This is a genomic window from Mesorhizobium sp. LEGMi-168a, assembly GCF_058312955.1.
In genome coordinates, this window is sequence record NZ_JBZEGV010000016.1 from 91430 (window position 1) to 110395 (window position 18966).

The following is an 18966-nucleotide window of genomic DNA, read 5'->3' on the forward strand; positions in this document are numbered from 1 at the left end:
CTGGTTGATGCCGGCATCATCGTGTCGGCATCTCAAGGACGAAGGGTGCTGCGGCGATCCGACAGATCGGCTGAATTTTTTTGTGCGCCGGAAAGCCAGCCCGTATGAGGCCGGCCTTTGCAGTGCGCTCAGCTCTCCGTCTCGGCGACCGAGCGGAAGAACTCTTCCGGACCGTCGACTTCGGTCAGACGCCGCTTCTCGATCAGCCAGAAGCGGTTGCCGATCGCGCGGATGAAGGAACGGTCGTGCGAGGCAAGCAGGCAGCTCGCCTGATGGTTCAGCAACTCGTCCTCCAGCGCTTCCTGGCCGTCGATGTCGAGATGGTTGGTCGGCTCGTCGAGGAGATAGAAGTTGGGGTTGATGAGCTGCAATACCAGCATCATCAGCCTCGAGCGCTGCCCGCCGGACAACGCGCCGATCTTTTTCTCCTGCATCTCGATGGCGACGCCGGCGCCGGCAAGAAGCGAACGAGCGCGCTGCTCGCCGACCTCGAAGCGGCGCGAGACCATCGCCAGTGGCGTCTCGTCGACGCCGATGCCTGACAGCGACTGGTCGCTGTAGCCAAGCACGGTCGATGGCGTCACCTTGATGTTCCCAACCGTGCCGGGGTCGGCGATGGCGGCTCGGATCATCGAAATGAAGCGCGACTTGCCGACGCCATTGCGGCCGAGCAGCACGATGCGGTCGTCCTGGCAGATATGGCGCTTGCCGGTCCTGAACAGCAGCGTGCCGTCGGGTGTTTCCACTGTCGCCTCGTCCAGCGTGATCAGCACCTTGGCGTGAGTGCCACGGTTCGCCAGCCTGATCGCGCCGGCCGAGCGCTCGCGATGGGCGGCCACGGCTGCATCCTCAAGTTTCTCCGCCCGTCCCTTGAGCTGCTTGGTCTTCACCGTCAGCAGGTCGCTGCCGGAATTGATGCCGATGTTGTTGAGCTTGGCGGCCTGCCGGCGCAGCTGCTGCGCGACCTTCATGTCGCGCTCGAACTTGCGCGCCGTCGAGGCGTCGACCTCGTCGAGCGCTTGCCTGGCGCGCGAATAGGGCAGCGAGAACACCGGCGATTCCTCCGGGCGCAGGAACAGCGTGCGGTTGGTGGTGGCGTCGAGAAAGGCGCGGTCGTGGCTGGCGATGATCACCGGCACCTCGCGCGGCAGCGTGTTGAGCCATGTCTCGAGATGGCCGATCTTGGCGAGATCGAGATGGTTGGTCGGCTCGTCGAGCAGAAGCACGTCGGGATCGGTGACCCAGACGCGGGCGATCAGCGCCAGCCGCTGCCAGCCGCCGCTCAAGGCCCGCATCTGCCGGCCGCGCATGTCCTCGGGTACGTCGAGCGAGTCGAGAACGACGTCGACGCGCCAGAGCTCGCTGTCGCGCTGCTCGGGCGGCAAGGCATCGGCGACCGCCTGATGGAAGCGGCGGTCGAGCAGGGGATCGGGAACGGATTGCTCGACATGGCCGACGCGCAGGCCGCGAGACCGGGTGATGTCGCCAGTGGTGGGTTCGAACTCGCCCGCCACGCATTTGAGCAAGGTGGATTTGCCGCGGCCATTGGCCGCGACGATGCCGAGCCGGTCGCCGGCGCCGATGGTGAGGTCGAGGCTGGAAAAGAGCGGCGCACTCATAGTGACGCCGAGGGATTTGAGGCTGATCAGGGCCATGTCGATATCTCTGGTCTTGCCGGAGTCCGGCTCAATGCACTTTGACGGTGCGCCGACAGGCCATCAGACCAGGCTCAGCGGCACCACGAAGGGCAGACCAAAAATCGAAGCGGGGAAATCCCGGACCGTCCTGGTCAGCCCTGCAAGCAAGCTCGCAGGGCACAGACAGGGCCGCGCTGACGGTGGTGATCGATAGACACGCAGCCCTCCTTTTCTGACGTTCGAGTTTGGAGGGTATGGCTACAACAGAGGTGAGGCGGATGGCAAGAGCAGGAGCGAGCGGGACGCCGAAGCTGCCAATCTCCCCCCTTGTGGGGAGATGTCCGGCAGGACAGAGGGGGGCGCTGTCCCGCCGGCATCTCAACGGTGTCCTAGTGTAGCTTTTCCAGAAATCAGTGCCCCGGCCGTCCGGTCTTGCTCGGCCGGCGCTTTTGGCGGCGCTCGTCGGCTGGATCCTCATAGGAGCCGATGCCGGAGCGCTGACGGACAACGGGTTTGTCGGGATCGTCGCGTTCCTTCGCGCCCCCCTCTGTCCTGCCCGTCCTCCGCAGCAGCTGCGCTGCAGCTGCGGAGGGTGGACCGGACATCTCCCCCACTTGGGGGGAGATTGGCTGTGGCTTCGCCGGCTTCTTACCCTCGACCGGCTTTTCGGTGCGGCGCACCGTCATCTCGTCGAGCGAGTTCTTCCGGAACAGAGGCTTGGTGCGATCGCCGGGAATGCCGAAATCGGAACCGTGCGCCTCGGAGGCCGACTGCTTCTTGAACAGCGAACGCGATACCGCGCCGGCCGGGGTCGTCATGTCGGTGCCCGGACCCATGTCGTCGATCGAGGGTTTGGCGAACAGCGGCCTCTTCACCGGCACGGCGCCGTCGGCGCCCATCTCGTCGAGATGCGGCTTGCGGAACATATTGGGCCGGGCGGCCCTGGCCGCCTCTTCGGCGGCACGCGCTTCATCGAGCTTGCGGAAACGCTCCTGTTCCTCGGCCGTTCGATGTCTGGCCACGCCCTTGTTGTGCTTGCCCTTTTCTCGGCCCGAGGCGGGACTTTGGCTTTCCACCTCGCGCGCCAGCGGGTCGTCGGAAATGGCAAGCTCCATCTCGCGCAGCCGCTTGATCTCGTCGCGGATGCGGGCGGCCTTCTCGAAGTCGAGATTGGCGGCGGCGTCGCGCATCTGCTTGTCCAGCGCCTCGAGATGGGTTTTGAGATTGTTGCCGATCATGGCACCGGCATCGTCGGTGAACTGCGAGATGTCGGCGCGCACGTGGTCCTTCTCGTAGACCGAGTCAAGGATGTCGGCGATGCGCGACTTGACCGATTCCGGCGTGATGCCGTTGGCCGCGTTCCACTCCATCTGCTTCTCGCGGCGGCGGTTGGTTTCCGCCATCGCCCGTTCCATCGAGCCGGTGACCTGGTCGGCGTAAAGGATGACCTTGCCGTCGACATTGCGGGCGGCGCGGCCGATGGTCTGGATCAGCGAGGTTTCCGAGCGCAAGAAACCTTCCTTGTCGGCGTCGAGGATGGCGACGAAGCCGCATTCGGGAATGTCGAGCCCTTCGCGCAAAAGGTTGATGCCGACCAGCACGTCGAAGGCACCGAGTCGCAGGTCGCGCAGGATCTCGATGCGCTCAAGCGTGTCGATGTCGGAATGCATGTAACGGACGCGGATGCCGTTCTCATGCAGGTATTCGGTGAGGTCCTCGGCCATGCGCTTGGTCAGCACCGTGACCAGCGTGCGGTAGCCCAGCCTGGTCGTCTCGCGGATCTCGCCGACGACATCGTCGACCTGGCTTTTGGCCGGACGCACCTCGACCGGCGGGTCGATCAGGCCGGTCGGGCGGATGACCTGCTCGGCAAAGACGCCGCCGGACTGCTCCAATTCCCAGCCGCCCGGCGTCGCCGAAACCGCGACCGACAGCGGCCGCATGGCGTCCCATTCCTCGAAGCGCAGCGGCCGGTTGTCCATGCAGGAGGGCAGGCGGAAACCATACTCCGCCAGCGTCGCCTTGCGGCGGAAGTCGCCGCGATACATGCCGCCGATCTGCGGCACGGTGACGTGGCTCTCGTCGATGAAGATCAGCGCATTGTCCGGCACATATTCGAACAAGGTCGGAGGCGGCTCGCCCGGCTGGCGGCCGGTGAGATAGCGCGAATAGTTCTCGATGCCGGCGCAGGAACCGGTCGCCTCCAGCATCTCCAGGTCGAAGCGGGTGCGCTGCTCGAGCCGCTGCGCCTCCAGAAGACGTCCTGCCTTTTCAAGCTCTTGCAAGCGGTATTGCAGCTCTTCCTTGATCGACTTGATGGCCTGATTCAGAGTCGGGCGCGGCGTCACATAGTGCGAGTTGGCGTAGATCTTGACGCTTTTCAGTTCGCCGGTCTTCTGGCCGGTCAGCGGATCGAATTCGGTGATCGCCTCGATCTCGTCGCCGAACATCGAGATGCGCCAGGCGCGGTCCTCGAGGTGGGCAGGGAAGATCTCGATCGTGTCGCCGCGCACGCGGAAGGAGCCGCGCACGAAGTTGACGTCCTGACGCTTGTATTGCTGGGCGACGAGGTCGGCGAGCAACGCGCGCTGGTCGAGCCGGTCGCCGACCTGCATCTGGAAGGTCATCGCCGTATAGGTCTCGACCGAGCCGATACCGTAGATGCACGAGACCGAGGCAACGATGATGACATCGTCGCGCTCCAGCAGCGAGCGCGTCGCCGAGTGGCGCATGCGGTCGATCTGCTCGTTGATCGAGGATTCCTTCTCGATATAGGTGTCGGTGCGCGGGACGTAGGCTTCCGGCTGGTAATAGTCGTAATAGGAGACGAAATACTCGACCGCGTTTTCCGGGAAGAATTTCTTGAACTCGGCGTAGAGCTGCGCGGCCAGCGTCTTGTTGGGCGCCAGGATCAAAGCAGGGCGCTGCGTCTCCTCGATCACCTTGGCCATGGTGAAGGTCTTGCCCGAGCCGGTGACGCCGAGCAGCACTTGGGTGCGGTCGCTCTGGTCGACACCTTCGACAAGGTCCTTGATCGCCGTCGGCTGGTCGCCGGCCGGCTCGAAATCCGACACCATCTTGATGGCGATGCCGCCTTCCGACTTTTCCGGCCGCGCAGGGCGGTGTGGCGTCCAGAGTTGACCGTCCTTGTGCAGCGGGTTGCCGGATTCGATCAGCGCCGACAGCGCCGCCACCGTGGCGGTGACACCACTCGATGACACCGAGTCGGCGTCCTCCAGACTGATGTCGAGGCCGGCGACGGGGTTGAGGCCGGCGGCCGCGCGTTCCTTCGCCGACGCCGCGCCGCCCATCGAGGTGCCGCGCGCCGTGCGTCCGGGCGCGGACGAGCGCTCGGGGATCTTCTTCGGCGCCTTTGCCTTCGGCTGCTTTTCCGCCTCGCGCTCGATCTGCCCGGCCCAATCGGAGATCGATCCGGTCAGCGGCGCGCCGGAGAACTCGCCCTGCGGCGCCTCGGCAAAGCCGCCGGGTTCGAGCGGCTCGGCAGCGTCGAGGAATTCGGTCAGCGGGCTGCGCCGTTTCGGCGCGCCCTCTTGCGCCGGCGAGGGCGTTTTCTTGTCGGTGCGTTTGGCCATGGCCCGAATATGGGAGGACTCGGCCGAAATGGAAAGAGCGGAGTGAAAGGGTGGGTGCGCCCTGCGGACGCTGCTGACAGAAGGCTGTCAGGAGCGGCGTCACTGCCCACAGGCTAACGTGGCAGGGCGCCGTCGATTTCCGGGGCCGCTACCTCTGCCAGTTGCGCGGCGATGGCGGCTGCGCGGCGGGCCTTTGGGGCGTGCGTTGGCCAGACGAGGCGACGCCTGATGGTCAGGGCCGGCACGTCGCGGGCGATCTCGATCAGCTGGCCTGGTTCCAGATGCCGCCGCAGCACCAGTTCGCTGGCGAGCAGCGCGCCCAGCCCTGCAATCGCGGCCTGCGCCGCCACTATGGTCAGGGCGAAGCGAGGCCCTTGGTCGAGGTTTTTGCGTTGCCGGCCGGCCGCCGCGAACCAGTCGCGCCACCTCGGGTAGACATCGTCGCCCATGGTCTGGTCGATGTGCAGCAGCGGCAGGCTGTCGAGCGTCTCGGCGGCGTCCGGCCATGGGCGCTTTCGCACCAGCGCCGGGGCGCAGGCCGGGATCACACGCTCGGTGAAGAGATCGATCGAGGCGAGATTCTTCGCCGAACCGTTGCGATAGCTGATGGCGAGATCGACCCCTTCCTCCAGCATCGAGTCCAGTGCCACGGAAGCGACGATGCGGACGTCGAGCCTGCCAAGGGCGGCGCGGACGCGATCGAGGCGCGGCGCCAGCCAGAGCGAGGCGAAGGAGGGGTCGGCCGAAATGGTGAATGTTTCAGCGCGGCGTTCGAAGCGCAGCCGCCGCAGGCCGGAGGCTAAAGCGTCGAAGCCTCGGTCGATATCGGGCAGCGCCGCCTCGGCGGCGCGGGTGAGCACGATGCCGTTGCCTTCGCGCCTGACCAGCTTGACGCCCAGCCGATCCTCCAGTTGCCGCAACTGATGGCCGACCGCGCCCGGCGTGACGCCGAGTTCCTCGGCCGCGCGCGTCAGGCTGCCGGTGCGCGCGGCGGCGGCCAGCGCCCGTAGAGCCGATAACGGAAGCTCGCGAAGCAGCGTCATGGATTGAGATTACCTCAAAACTCGCGAAAGCAAACTCATTTGAAAGCATGGCCGATGCTGACCTAGCTTGTTGAAGTCAACTCAACAGGGAATCCAGCGCCATGCTCGACGCGCCAAAGCAGTCGGTCGCCGCCGATCGGTCTCCTGGGAGGGCACGATCGGTGCGCTCGATGCGCAACGAGGGGACGCACATCGCGGTTGAATTCGATGACGGCAGCGCCGGCCGGCTGTCGATGCGCTGGCTGCGGCTTGCCTGCGAATGCGGGATATGCGGCGACACCGCCTCCGGGAAGCGCTGGTTGACGCCGGCCGACGTTCCCGCCGATGTCCGCGCGGCTTCGATCGAAATTTCGTCTGTTGGCGAGACCGATGTGGTCTGGCGGGACGGCCATCTCTCGCGCTTCGCTGCGGGCTTTCTGGCTGCTCATATCGAGCAGGCCGGAGACCTTGGCGCGCCACGCTTCCAGCCGGTGCTGTGGAGCAGCGATCTCGCGACGCGGCTCGGCCGCTTCGCTTTTGACGCGGTGGTCGAGGACGACGAGGCGCTTTTCCACTCGCTGCGCGCCTTGCGCGATCATGGCATCGCCATGCTGACCGGCGTTCCAGCCGAGCCGGAGGCGACACTGCGTGTCGCCGGCCGCTATGGTCCCGTGCGCGAAACCAGCTACGGCAAGGTGTTCGACCTGATCTCACGGCCGGACGCCAGGGTGGCTGGCGAAACCGCTCGGGCGCAGATCCCGCACACCGACGAGCCGTTCCGCTATTCGCCGCCGGGCTTTATCTTCTTCCACGCCATCAGGACCGGCGCCGGCAGCGGCGGCACCTCGCTGATGGTTGACGGTTTTCACGTCGCCGAAGTGATGCGCAGGAACACGCCGGAGCTCTTCGACCTGCTGACCAGGCGTGGCGTGACCTTCCATCGCGAGCATGCCGGGGAGGTGTTCTTCAGCGCCGAGGCGCATGTCCTCAGCCTCGATGCGCGCGGCGCCGTCACCGGCATGCGCTACAACGATCGCTGTCTGGCACCGCAGACCGGCACCGTCGATGAGATTGACGGATTGATCGAGGCGCTTGCAGAACTGACGCGGCTGATCTGCGATCCGCAAAACCAGTTCCAGCATCAATTGGAGCCGGGCGAGGTTCTGGTGTTCGACAATCAGCGCGTCCTGCACGGCCGCACGGCCTTCGACCCAACGCTGGCCATCCGCCATCTTCGGAGCTGCAACCTCGACCGCGATGGCGTGCACAGTGCCTTCCGCACCTTGGCGCGCCGCTTCGCGCCTGACGAGGCGGAGACGGTGCTCTACCAGGGAGCGATATTTTAACCCGCGGCATCAATTGAACCACAGCGCGAAAGTCAAGAATCCGGCGCCGCCGAACTCGCGCTGGATCTGGTCGAAATCGTCGCTGGTGAGAATTTTTCCACTCTCAAGGTAAGGTGCGATCGCCGGTCCTGTGATCGACAGCACGAGGTCGAAGGGTTTCGGCTCATCGAAGAAGCGCTTCATGTTGATGCCCTTGCCGGCGATGCGGAAATGCGGCAGCAGCACACGGCCTTCGAGAAGGTCCTCGGCCATATCAAGCGCGGCCAGCCATGCCTGCACCTGCTCCTCGCCGACCTCGAGGCCGGTGAGCGGGTTGACGCCCTTCTGCTGCGGCCCCGGCAGCCATTCGCGGTCGTTGTCCGTCTCGGCGCGGATCGCCTTCCAGTCCTCGCGCGAAAGCCGGATCATCTCCAATAGGTGACGCCGCGCGGCTTGCCGGCGCTCCGGCTCTATCACCGGCCAGTTGACGAGATGCACGAGTGAGATGAAGTCGGCGAAGCGCCATTCGGAGGCGAAGATGCTGCCGCTCATGCCGCCGTCCGGCGGCACCAGCGTGTCCTGCAGCGGCAGTTTCGCCCGCGGGAACAGCATGTGGAAGGAACCGTCGAACATGGTCTTGAAATCATGCGCCAGCCAGAAATCGGCCTGCGCCATCAGGAATTCGGCGTAACCTTGCAGCCAGTAGCCGTCGGCGCGGTCGAAGCGGAAGGTGAGGGAAGGGGCGGCATCGTTTGCGTCGACGCTGCCGCGGGAGAGCGAGGCCATGATCGCGGCGATGCTTTCGTCCGGCGCGAGATTGCCATCCTCATTGAGATCGATGCCGGCACGGGTGAGGTCGACCACCATGCCGATATCGGCATCGGCGGGCACGGAGCCCAGCGTGGCGGCGGATTTCTCCAGCCGGTCACGGAAGGCGACCAGGATGGCGCGGAATTGTTCGTAGGTCAGCGGCTCGGGATCGGGATTGTCCGGCACGGGCAGGCGCATCAGCGGCAGCATGAAGGATTGCGGGCTCTCGAAACCGTGGCGATGCAGACCGTTGGCCAGGATTTCCAGGGCGGTGAAGAATTCGCCGGCGCCGGCGGCGTAGGCCGATGCCGGGTCTTTGGCCGCTGCCTCCAAGTTCGACAAAGCGGTGTTCCGCTCCGAAACGGTTTTCGCCTCGAACAGGGTTTTGGCGGCGGCCGGCGTTTCCGCCGCGGTCGAAGAGATCGGCAGGCAAAGAAACAAGGCGGCAGCCATCAGGCCGGCAATGCGCGTCATCGTCATCCTCCCACTCACGGTGCAACGACCATACACCGGTTTGACCGGCGGCGCCTGCGTGGCCGGGGTGGATTTGCACGTGGCGGTCCACCGGCCGCGGGGCCTCTGGGATCGGCTTCAATCGGTCCGAGGAACGGGCTACACACAGGGCAAACGAATGGGCATGGCGTGTCGAACTATCCGCTCTCCTACAAACTGTCGTGGCTGCCGCGTTTCCTGAAACCGTCGCTTGGCGGCGACAGGAATGGTTTCGCGGCGCCCGCGGCGACGCTGATCGATCCGCCGCCGGCGCAAACGGTGCGGCTTGCCTTCGTCGGCGACATTTCGGCCGTCGCCAATCGCGCGGCGCCCGAATGCGACCCGGCGCTTGCGGCGTTGCTTGCCTCCGCCGATCTCGTGGTCGGCAATTGCGAAAGCCCGATCGTCGAGCGGCCGAGCGCCGTTGTGGGCACGCGGCTCGGCACGCATCACGCGATGACCGAGCGTTTTTTGGCCGGCGCGCTGGCGGCTGTCGGCATCACTCGCGACAAGCTCGTGTTGTCGCTCGCCAACAACCATGTGCTCGACCAGGGTGTCGCCGGTTTTGGGGAGACGGTCGCGGCACTGAAGCGGCTCGGCATTCGCACAATCGGCACCGCTGCCGGCGGGCGGGTCCAGCGACATACTGCCGGGCCGTTGACGATCGGCTTCGCCGCCTTCACGCTTTGGCGCAACGCCGATGAAATCGAGTTTCGAGCACGGGTCTCCATGGACAGCGATCCTGCCGAATGGCCGCGCAGCGCAGGCGTCGATCTCTTGTGCGCCGTGCCGCATTGGGACTGGGAGTTCCGGCATTTTCCGAGGCCAGCGACGCGGGCGCTGGCGCGGCGGCTGGCGGGCCATGGCGTCGGGTTGATCGCAGGCCATCATGCCCATGTCGTGCAGCCGGTCGAGCGCATAGGCGACACGCTCGTCGCCTATGGCTTGGGCGATTTCCTCGGCACGGCCTTTGCAAGGCAGCCATGGCCCGGCCGTATCGGCTCGATCCTCGTCGTCGATGTGAGCGCCGATGCCGCCACACGCGGCGCGATCGTCTCCTGTCGGCTGCATTTCTTCATGCGCCTCGCCAAAGGCGGCCATGAGCGGCTGGTGCCGGTGGAAGCCCTGGATGGGGTGATGAGACAGCGGGTCGCGGGTCGCCTGGGCGCGATTTTCCCGGGCCAAGAGGGCTGAGCGCCGATCGTTGTGACCGCTGGCGACTTTGGCGCAAAAGCCGCTATCATGGGCGTGTCATAACGGCGGCCGGGGGTGGCCATGGAAGCAGCGGATTTCATGCCGAGCGAGGCCGATATCGCCGGCATCAGGCGCGGCATCGAGGCCTATGAGGCGAAGCGGGCGTCGGCCCAGAAACAGGTCCGCTGGCGGGTGCCGCTGTTTGTCGGCCTGGTAATCATCTTTGTCGGGCTCGTCGCCTGGCTGTTCAACAGTGCCGCTGATCCCAACGAGCAGTGGCTCTCGACGCCGCATGTCTTCCTTTATCTCGGCGGCTTCGTCGTTGCGGTGCTGCTCTACTTCCGGGCGCTGAGACCGGCGACCCGGCTGCAGCAATCCTTCCGCGACACACTTCTGCCGCTGATCTTCAGCTTCGTGCGCGATGTGCGCTACCAGCATGGGGCGCGGCCTAACTCCTTCGACAGGATGCCCCGCGAAACCGTCGGCGCTTTCAGCCGGCAGGGCTTCGACGACGTCATCTCGGGGCGCTACGAGGATTTTCCGTTCGAGCTTTACGAGGCGAAACTCTGGGAAGGCTCCGGCAAGAGCGAGACGACCGCTTTCAAGGGCGTCATCGTCGCCTTCGAAACCATCGAGCCTTTCCCGGGCACGCTGGTGGCGGCGCGCAAGGCCAACAAAATGGTGCATTTCTTCCGCGGCATGTTCGCCAGCAAGATGCAGGAGCTGTCATCCGGCGTCGCCGAACTCGACGCCGCTTATGAATTCCGCACCGACAACGTCGAGGCGGCGCGGCCGCTGGTCACCGGGCGACTGGCGCAGGCGCTGACCTGGCTCGGCGAGACATGGCCTTACGATCAGGCCCGTGTGGCGCTGAGCGGCAGCGACGGTTTTCTCCTGATGCCACGCTCGAAGAACTTCTTCGAGCTGCCAGATATCTCCGTACCGATCGACTACAACATGCATGTCGCGCCAATGATCACCGATCTCGGCGCGATGCTGGCAACGGCGGCGCTGGTTCGCAAGATCGGGGCGAAGGACGAAGCTGCCGGATAGAGCTCAGCAGTCGAAGCCATACTGGGCGCGCATGTAGTCGGCTTCCTCCTTCGACATCTTCTTGAACATCACGCAGACCGTGAAGCTGCCGACCTGGCGGCCGTTCCTGGTGTAGCCCCAGTCGGAAATGTCGTCCCTGGTGAACTCGATGTTCTGGCCGAGGACGACGTTGCGGACGATTTCCGGCTCGTTCGCCAATATGCCGACAAAGCCGGTGTCGGTCCGCCTGAACGGGATGACCCAGAAATGCTCCGTCGCATTTCCGTCGACGATCATCACCTTCAACTTGAACTTGTCGGTTCCAGCTGGCGGAGCGTCGGACAATGCCAGGAAGTCATCCAGGCTGGATCGTGCCTTTGCGATCGCCGCCGCCATATCGGCATCGTCAGGGGCAACCATCACCGTCTTGTCGCCCTGATCGGTATCCTGCGCTCGAACCTGCAGAGGAACGAGCGCCAGCAGCAGGCATAGTGCGGTGCGAACAGCAAAGGTCATGAAGCCCCCCAAACTCCAGATAGACAATTACTTTCCCGCAACGCGCCGTCATTATCAATCGGCGCCTTCAGAGTGGTCACGTTATCCGTCATAAGCGAATGATAGGTGGTGAGCAGAGCAACTTCGGCTTCGCGTAGTGCGAAGTGTTCAGTGATCGGTTGGAGGGACGGACATGCGAATGAGATTGGTGCCCGCGACGTTCGCCGCGATCGTGCTTTGCGTCGGGCTTGCCCGTGCCGAGGATCTGAAAGCCTTCAAGCTGACGATCGACGGCGTGGCGGTCGATATCGATCCCGGCGAAGATGCAAACGTGACCTTGCCCGGCGGCAGGACGGCCAAGGTAAGGCTCGACCGCAACGACTTCGCCACCTTCTCGGGCGGCACTTTTTCCTTCGTGCATCCGAGCAGTATCTCCGTCACCAAGACCGACCTCGGCGACAGCATAACGCAGTACCTGGCGGCCTCAGCCCTCGGCACCATCGTCGTGGTGCAGGAATACGGCAAGATGAACCCGGTATCGCTCAACCAGTTGATGCTGCAGGAGATGACGAAGGAAACGGTTCAGGCGGGCGGAACGCTGACGCAGGAACCGACGACCCGCAAGCTCGCCGACGGCAAGCAACTGACCGGCATCAAGGCCACCGTGAAGACGCGCACCGACAAGGCCGATTTCGAGATCGTCGGCTTCGGCCTTGCCGATCAGGGGCTGCTGTTCATCACGCGCATCGGCGATCAGGACGCTGCAGCAGAGCAACCGATGATCGACAAGTTCTGGGAGACCCTGAAGGTCAAGCTGTAAGGCGTGTTGATATTCAGGTGAGGCCGGCCTGCAAATGACGGCTTCCTGCGCTTCCGGCCTTCGCCGGCCGAAGCACTCATGAGTCGCTGTGCGGTTAAGGCTACGGCCGGCGTAGGCCGGTGCTCACATACCCAAAGCACGCTCCGCTCCGGTTCTCGGAAGCCGCCATTTTCGACTCGGCCTGACCTGAATCTCAACACGCCTGAGATTGGATTACAGCCCGCTCGGCACCAGTCCCGCCAGCCAGTTCGCCGACCGCTTCGCCATGTCCACGGTCGCGTCAGCCGCGCGGCCGAGGTCGGTCTTGACCACGGCATAGCCGGCCTTGGTGCGGTAGAGCACGGCGCTGCCCCCGTCGACCGCAGCCTCGAAGGCGACTGGCCGCGCGGCTTCCGTCTCGCTGGCCGTCACCGTCGCGCCGACCGGGACGCTCGGGCGATGGCTGAGCTCCGGCGGCAATGGCGTGATGGTTTCGACGACGCGGTTCGGCGGCTTCAGCTCCGGCCCCGACGCTTTCGCGGCGAGCTCCGAGGTCGATGCCGAACCCTTGGTGCGGCAGATGCCGGACACCAGCGGATAGTTGAAGTTGCGCTGATGCAGCATCTGGCTCTTCATCGCCGCCTCGCAGTCGGCGATCGTCGCCCATTTGGCGGGCGTCTCGCCGATATATTCGCAGAGCTTGGCGTCGCAGTCGCAGCCGACGATGGTCATGGCGACAAGGGCGGTCTTGATCACGGTCTTGTCCCTTCGAATTCGTTCCCCAGGCTGATCAATCGCCGGGGAACAAGGCGGGATTTGGCCGCGATTGTGAATTGTGCATGACCGCGCGTTACGGAAGATTGCTTGGCTTGCGACTGTGGCGGGAAAGCATCAGTGGCAGGCGCTGAGGGGGCGCAGCAAAAGCCGGGTGGACGACGGCCCAAAAAGACAGTCGGCGCTGGGATTTCTCCCAGCGCCTCCCTGTCAGATCAGGAACCAGTCGCGGCAGCAACTTCCGTAAAGTCGTCGCGCCAGGCCGGCCTTGATTTTGACGGTCCTGCCAGTCGCCACCCGAGGGGCAGCGCCCGTTCCGGACCACGCCGATCTCCACCCTTGCGGGCTTCGCCCAGCGTGCCATCGAAGGTTTTCACCGGCCTTCATGGCAGCATCGGTCCGCCGTTGGCGTTCGCACGCTTTCCGCGGCCCCGCCGACATCCGTCCCTCCAACAGGCGAACCTGCTCTCGTTTCGGGCCGTACGGGCCTCAGGAAATCCGCCTTGCGCTTTGCCTTTCGGCGAGGCGTTCGGTAGCCGCCTGAGATGGGTTCAATGTACGCCGGGTAAGGGCTTTGCGGAATAGACGCCGACCTGTGGATAGCGGGATTATCGGGGACCGACGCGACAAGTCCCGGAATTTGCGGCCCGAACCCCTTAGACAGCCTGCCCCGCATTTTCGCGGCCCCTCGGAGGATGGAGCCCTTGCCCCGCCGACCGGCCGGCGTTTCAATGCCGGCAAAGGATGCGGGCATCTGCTCCAGGCTCTTTGGCGGATGTATGTCGCTATCCAAAACCGTCGTACGCCTTTGGGCGACATGCCTCGGGGGAGGTCGGATTGAAGGTCGGGGTGGTTCTCAATCCGATTGCGGGAGGCGGCAAGCTGAAGCGTCATTGGCCCGAGATAGCCAGATCGCTCAAGAAGCACTTCGGTGAATTCGATCTGCGCGAGACGCAAACCAGCGGCGATGCCGAGCGGCTGGCGATCGACCTCGCCGCCGATGGCTGCGACCTGGTGATCGCCGCCGGCGGCGACGGCACGGCCAGCGAGGTGGCGGATGGGTTGCTGCAGGCGGAATTCGAGACCGGCCGAACGAGTGAGCTCGGACTTTTGCCCTGCGGCACCGGCATCGATTTCGCGCGAGGGCTGGGCCTGCCGGACGATATCGAGGAGGCGCTGGCGCGCATGGCCGGCGCCGGCGCGCGCAAGGTCGACGCCGGGCGCATCTGCTATATCGACGACCACGGCGCGCTGGCCAGCCGTCACTTCATCAACATCGCCAGCCTCGGCCTGTCAGGCGCCACCGATCGCGCGGTCAATTCCGACAAGCGCAAGGGCCAGGTCTCGGTCAAGGCGCTGTTCTTCTGGCGCACGGTGCTGGAGTTCCTCCGCTACCGCTTCCAGGAGGTCAGGATCACCATAGACGACGGCGATCCGATCGAGGCCCGCATGGCGCTGGTGGCCGTCGCCAACGGAAAGTTCTTCGGCGGCGGCATGATGATCGCGCCCGACGCCGAACTCTCCGACGGTCAGTTCGATATCGTCATCGTGCGGGCGCAGAACAAGCTTGGGCTGATCTGGGACATCCGGCTGCTCTATGGTGGACGTCACCGCAACCATCCGGCGATCACCATCCTGCGCGGACGCAAGGTGCTGGTCGAGCCGCTGGGCGATGTGGAGAAGAATGCCGCGCTGGTCGACATAGACGGCGAGTCGCCGGGTAGGATTCCGGCGACTTTCGAAATCCTGCCCGGCGCGCTGACGCTGAGATGTTGAATCAACTGCCTTAGGGGTTGATTCCGCAAGCGCTGTCAGACGATTGAAATGGCAGGCTAAATTTTGCCGGTCATGTTTCAAGTTTGGCCGGGAAGCCCGGCGCGCGAAGCTCGGCTCCGACAGCATCCTCGAGCAGCTTGACGATCTGCGTCGACCAAGCGCCACCGCCATAGACTTCCTTGCCCCGCTCGAAGAGCGCGTTGACGCGGGCGGCGAGATCGAGCGGCACGCCGAAATCCTTGCTCATGGCAAGCGCGAAGCCGAGATCCTTCAGCGCCAGGTCCATGGTGAAGCCGATGTCGTAGGAGCCATTCAAGACGAGCTGGCTTTCGGTCTCGTGGACGAAGCTGTTGCCGGAGGAGGCGACGGTGGCATGGTAGGCCTGGGCGAGGTCGAGCCCGCCTCGCTTCGCCAGCATCAGCGCCTCGCCGGCGGCGACCAGATGAATGAAGGCCAGCATGTTGGTGATGACCTTGATCACCGCCGCCGAGCCGACCGGTCCCATCAGAAACGACTTTGCGCACATCGCCTCGATCGCACGGCGATGCTGCTCGTAGAGCGCGGCGTCGCCGCCGACCAGCGCTGTTATCTTTCCAACCGCGGCCAGATGCACGCCGCCGGTGACCGGACATTCCAGCGTCTCGACGCCCTTTGCTGAAGCGATTGCAGCGAGCCGCAGGATCTCGTCGCGGCCATTGGTCGACATCTCGATCCAGGTGCCGCCGGCAGGCAGCCCGTCCAACAATCCGTCAGGGCCGGTCAGCACCGCCTCACTGACTGTCGGCGAGGGCAGGCAAGTGATCGCACTGCCGGCGTGGGCGGCGGCTTCGGCCGGGCTCGTCGCCGCTGTGGCCCCGAGCCCAACAAGCCGCTCGATCGCCGCCGGATCGCGATCAAAGACAGTGACGGCAAAGCCGTTGCGCAGCAGGCTGGCGGCAAGGTTGCCGCCGAGATGGCCGAGGCCGATGAAGGCGTAGGCGAGGCGCGCGCTCACGGCATCAGCGGCGTCTGCATCATCTGCAGATGCAGCTCCTTACCGCTATAGGGATGCGCGTCGCAGACGTCCTCGTTGAGCTCGACGCCGAGGCCGGGCTCCTTCGACGGGATGACGTTGCCGTCCTGCCATTCGATCTTCTTCTTGAGCAGCGTGGCGTGAAAACCGTCCCACTGCTTCAGCGATTCCAGAATGAGGAAGTTGGGCAGCGTCACCGCAAGCTGGATGTTGGCGGCGCCGACGATCGGCCCGCAATAGCAGTGCGGCGCGACCTGGATGTGATAGGCCTCGGCCATGGCGGCGATCTTCTTGGTTTCGAGAATGCCGCCGGAGCGGCCGAGGTCCGGCTGCAGGATGGTCGCGGCGCGGTTCTCGATGACGCGTGCGAACTCGGATTTCGTCGTCAGCCGCTCGCCGGTGGCGATCGGGATCGAGGTCGCGCGGGCGACCTGCGCCATGACTTCCGGCATGTCTGGCGGCACCGGCTCCTCGAACCACAGCGGATCGTAGGGCTCGATGGCGCGCGCGAGCCGCAGCGCGCCGGAGGCGGTGAACTGGCCGTGCGTGCCGAACAGGATGTCGGCGCGGCTGCCGACCGCCTCACGGATCGCCTTGATCATGCTGGCGGAAACGTCGATGTCGAGCAGCCGCGGCTGGTGGCCGTCGAAGGCTGTGTAGGGGCCGGCCGGATCGAGCTTGACGGCATTAAAACCTTGCTCGACATATTCGAGCGCGCAGGCGGCTGCCATCTCGGGGTCGTTGTAGACGTTCCTGCCGCTCGGCGCATCTTCCGAATGGACGCTGCCGGTGTGAGGGTAGAGGTAGGTGTAGGAGCGCAGCGTCTCATGCACCTGGCCGCCGAGCAGCTTGTAGACCGGCTTGTTCGCTTCCTTGCCGATGATGTCCCAACAGGCCATTTCAAGCGCCGAGAAGCAGCCCATGCCGGAGACATCGGGACGCTGGGTGAAGCCGGAGGAATAGGCGCGGCGGAAGAGGTTCTCGACATCGTGCGGATCGCGGCCGATCAGGTAGCGCTCGGCCATGTCCTCGATCATCCTGGCGGTGACGTGCGCCGAGAAGGTGGCATTGTAAGCCTCACCGTAGCCGACCACGCCACCATCGGTGGTGAGCTTGACGAAGATGAAATATTTGCCGCCGATGCCGGGCGGCGGGTTGCCGACAACCCATGTCTTGACGTCGGTGACTTTCATTTCTGATCCTCCAGAACCAGCTCGGCGCCTTTCCATCCGGTGAGGATCGAGGCGGCGTTGGTGTTGCCCGTGATGTTGTCGGGAAAGATCGACGCGTCGATGACGCGCAGGCCCTCGATCCCGTGCACCCGAAGCCGCGGGTCGACAACGGCGCGCGAGGCGTCAGGCCCCATGCGGCAGGTGGAAACCGGGTGATAGACGGTGCCCGAGCGCTTCCTGAAATCCTGAATCAGATCCGCGTCGGAAGTGATTGAAGGGCCAGGCAAAACCTCTTCCTCGATGATGTCGGCCATGGCCGGCATCGCGGCGATCTTGCGTACGAATTTTACCGCCGCCAGCATCTCGTCGACATCGGCGTTGGTGGAATAGGCGTTCGCCGTGATCCTCGGATAATCGCGCGGATTCTTCGAGCGGATCATGATCTCGCCGCGGCTCGACGGGCGGCAGTTGGAAAGGCCGATGGAAAAGCCCGGCCACGGGTCGGGCGTCAGGATCGGGCGCTCGCCGCTCTTCGGGATGACCGTCGAGAAGGCCTGGAAATAGAGCTGCATGTTCGGCCGCGCCATCGACGGATCGGTGCGGAAGAAGCCGCCTGCATTGTTCATCGACAGCGACAACGGACCCGAGCGCGTCAGGACGTATTGCATGCCGACCAACAGCTTGCCCCACCACGGACGCAGGATCTGGTTGAGCGTCGGCAGCCTGCCCTTGAAGGTGTAGTTGATGCCGACATGGTCCTGCAGGTTCGCTCCGACATTGTCGTTGGCGTGGACGACCGGGATGTCGAGACCGCCAAGAAGCGCGGACGGGCCGACGCCGGAGAGCTGCAGCAATTGCGGCGAGTTGACGGAGCCACTCGACAGGATGACCTCGCGGCCGGCGCGCGCGGTCTTGGTCTCGCCGTTCTGCTGATACTCGACGCCGACGGCGCGCCTGCCGTCGAACAGGATTTTTGTCGCCAGCGCGTCGGTCTCGACGCGGACGTTGCCGCGCTTCATCGCCGGGCGCAGGAAGGCCCGCGCCGCGGACATGCGGCGACCGTTCCTGGTGGTGATCTGGTAGACGCCAACGCCTTCCTGGGTGGCGCCGTTGAAATCCGGGTTGAACGGCAGGCCGGCCTGCTGAGCGGCCGCGAGGTAGCGCTTGGTCAGCGGGTGGACGGCGCTCGAACAATCGGTGATGTGCAAGGGACCGCCGACGCCACGCCATTGGTCGGCGCCGGCTTCATTGTCCTCCAGCGCCTTGAAGGCGGGCAGCAGCTCGTCGTAGCTCCAGCCCGGATTGCCGGCGGCGGCCCAGGCATCGAAATCCTCGCGCGCGCCCCGGATGTAGACCATGGCGTTGATCGAGCTCGAGCCGCCGAGCAGCTTGCCGCGCGGCCAGTGGTCGGCGTTGCCGGCAAGACCCGGGTCGGGCTCCGCCTTGTAGTTCCAGTTGACGGCCGGATCGAAGAAGGTCTTGCCGTAGCCAAGCGGCATCTGGACATAGAACCGCCGATCGGTCCCGCCGGCCTCCAGCACCAGGACCGAATAGCGGCCCGAGGCGGAGAGCCTTTCGGCAACAACCGAGCCGGCCGAGCCGGAGCCGACGACGATAAAGTCATAAGTCTGCATGATACGCGGGCGGTCCCTGAAATATGGCACCAACGTAGGCGCGGCGGGTCCGCCAAGTCGCCGGGCCTTCCGGCATCGGTTGTGAAAAAAGCGACTGCGATAGATTGTCGAGTTGCGGGGAATCCCGACAATCGCGCTTGAAATGCATGGGGTCGACAGCCTATGCGAAGGCATCGGCCAATCTGCGGAAGGCGGGACA

General features: G+C 64.9%; 14 protein-coding genes. 5 read left to right on the forward strand and 9 right to left on the reverse strand.

The features are described 5' to 3' along the window. Positions 1-128: 128 nt before the first annotated feature. The 3 genes from AC4FWB_RS20785 to AC4FWB_RS20795 all read right to left on the reverse strand — a co-directional run bounded on the left by AC4FWB_RS20785 (position 129) and on the right by AC4FWB_RS20795 (position 6273). Positions 129-1655 (reverse strand): ABC-F family ATP-binding cassette domain-containing protein, encoded by a 1527-nt coding sequence (locus AC4FWB_RS20785; protein WP_491028128.1) that lies wholly within the window; start codon positions 1653-1655, stop codon positions 129-131. A 392-nt stretch (positions 1656-2047) separates the two neighbouring features. After that, positions 2048-5230, reverse strand: coding sequence for an excinuclease ABC subunit UvrB (gene uvrB / locus AC4FWB_RS20790; RefSeq protein ID WP_491028129.1), 3183 nt, complete (start codon positions 5228-5230; stop codon positions 2048-2050). A gap of 113 nt (positions 5231-5343) precedes the next feature. Beyond that, positions 5344-6273: a LysR substrate-binding domain-containing protein gene (locus AC4FWB_RS20795; RefSeq protein WP_491028130.1), complete on the reverse strand. Its 930-nt coding sequence runs from the start codon at positions 6271-6273 to the stop codon at positions 5344-5346. Positions 6274-6374: 101 nt separating this feature from the next. Between AC4FWB_RS20795 and AC4FWB_RS20800 the strand changes: the two genes are divergently transcribed. Further along, the gene (locus AC4FWB_RS20800; RefSeq protein WP_491028131.1) at positions 6375-7598 is read left to right on the forward strand and encodes a clavaminate synthase family protein; all 1224 of its coding nucleotides are present in this window, start codon (positions 6375-6377) and stop codon (positions 7596-7598) included. Positions 7599-7607: 9 nt separating this feature from the next. On the opposite strand, the gene AC4FWB_RS20805 is transcribed toward AC4FWB_RS20800, so the two are convergent. After that, positions 7608-8861, reverse strand: a complete 1254-nt coding sequence (locus AC4FWB_RS20805; RefSeq protein WP_491028132.1) for a hypothetical protein — start codon at positions 8859-8861, stop codon at positions 7608-7610. A gap of 168 nt (positions 8862-9029) precedes the next feature. Between AC4FWB_RS20805 and AC4FWB_RS20810 the strand changes: the two genes are divergently transcribed. Next, on the forward strand, positions 9030-10073 hold the full coding sequence (locus AC4FWB_RS20810) for a CapA family protein (protein WP_491028133.1): 1044 nt from the start codon (positions 9030-9032) through the stop codon (positions 10071-10073). A gap of 81 nt (positions 10074-10154) precedes the next feature. After that, on the forward strand, positions 10155-11126 hold the full coding sequence (locus tag AC4FWB_RS20815; protein WP_491028134.1) for a hypothetical protein: 972 nt from the start codon (positions 10155-10157) through the stop codon (positions 11124-11126). 3 nt (positions 11127-11129) lie between these two features. Here the strand turns inward: AC4FWB_RS20815 and AC4FWB_RS20820 are convergent, their stop codons facing one another. Beyond that, positions 11130-11621 carry a YegJ family protein gene (locus tag AC4FWB_RS20820; RefSeq protein WP_491028135.1) on the reverse strand — a complete coding sequence of 164 codons (492 nt, stop codon included), beginning with the start codon at positions 11619-11621 and terminating at the stop codon, positions 11130-11132. Between the two features lie 178 nt (positions 11622-11799). Here AC4FWB_RS20820 and AC4FWB_RS20825 point away from each other — a divergent pair, with 178 nt between their 5' ends. After that, the gene (locus AC4FWB_RS20825; protein WP_491028136.1) at positions 11800-12420 is read left to right on the forward strand and encodes a hypothetical protein; all 621 of its coding nucleotides are present in this window, start codon (positions 11800-11802) and stop codon (positions 12418-12420) included. Positions 12421-12633: 213 nt separating this feature from the next. Here the strand turns inward: AC4FWB_RS20825 and AC4FWB_RS20830 are convergent, their stop codons facing one another. Then, a complete protein-coding gene (locus tag AC4FWB_RS20830) occupies positions 12634-13155 on the reverse strand; it encodes a hypothetical protein (RefSeq protein ID WP_491028137.1) in 522 nt (173 codons plus the stop codon). Between the two features lie 855 nt (positions 13156-14010). On the opposite strand from AC4FWB_RS20830, the gene AC4FWB_RS20835 reads away from it, so the two are divergent. Then, positions 14011-14949 carry a diacylglycerol/lipid kinase family protein gene (locus AC4FWB_RS20835; RefSeq protein ID WP_491028138.1) on the forward strand — a complete coding sequence of 313 codons (939 nt, stop codon included), beginning with the start codon at positions 14011-14013 and terminating at the stop codon, positions 14947-14949. A 70-nt stretch (positions 14950-15019) separates the two neighbouring features. On the opposite strand, the gene AC4FWB_RS20840 is transcribed toward AC4FWB_RS20835, so the two are convergent. From AC4FWB_RS20840 to AC4FWB_RS20850, 3 genes are read right to left on the reverse strand one after another with little or no spacing between them, the layout of a single operon-like run. Next, a complete protein-coding gene (locus AC4FWB_RS20840; RefSeq protein ID WP_491028139.1) occupies positions 15020-15943 on the reverse strand; it encodes an NAD(P)-dependent oxidoreductase in 924 nt (307 codons plus the stop codon). Continuing rightward, the gene (locus AC4FWB_RS20845) at positions 15940-17154 is read right to left on the reverse strand and encodes a mandelate racemase/muconate lactonizing enzyme family protein (protein WP_491028140.1); all 1215 of its coding nucleotides are present in this window, start codon (positions 17152-17154) and stop codon (positions 15940-15942) included. The genes AC4FWB_RS20840 and AC4FWB_RS20845 overlap by 4 nt, the downstream gene beginning before the upstream one ends. Next, positions 17151-18767, reverse strand: coding sequence for a GMC family oxidoreductase (locus tag AC4FWB_RS20850; protein WP_491028141.1), 1617 nt, complete (start codon positions 18765-18767; stop codon positions 17151-17153). The genes AC4FWB_RS20845 and AC4FWB_RS20850 overlap by 4 nt, the downstream gene beginning before the upstream one ends. Between the last annotated feature and the right edge of the window lie 199 nt (positions 18768-18966).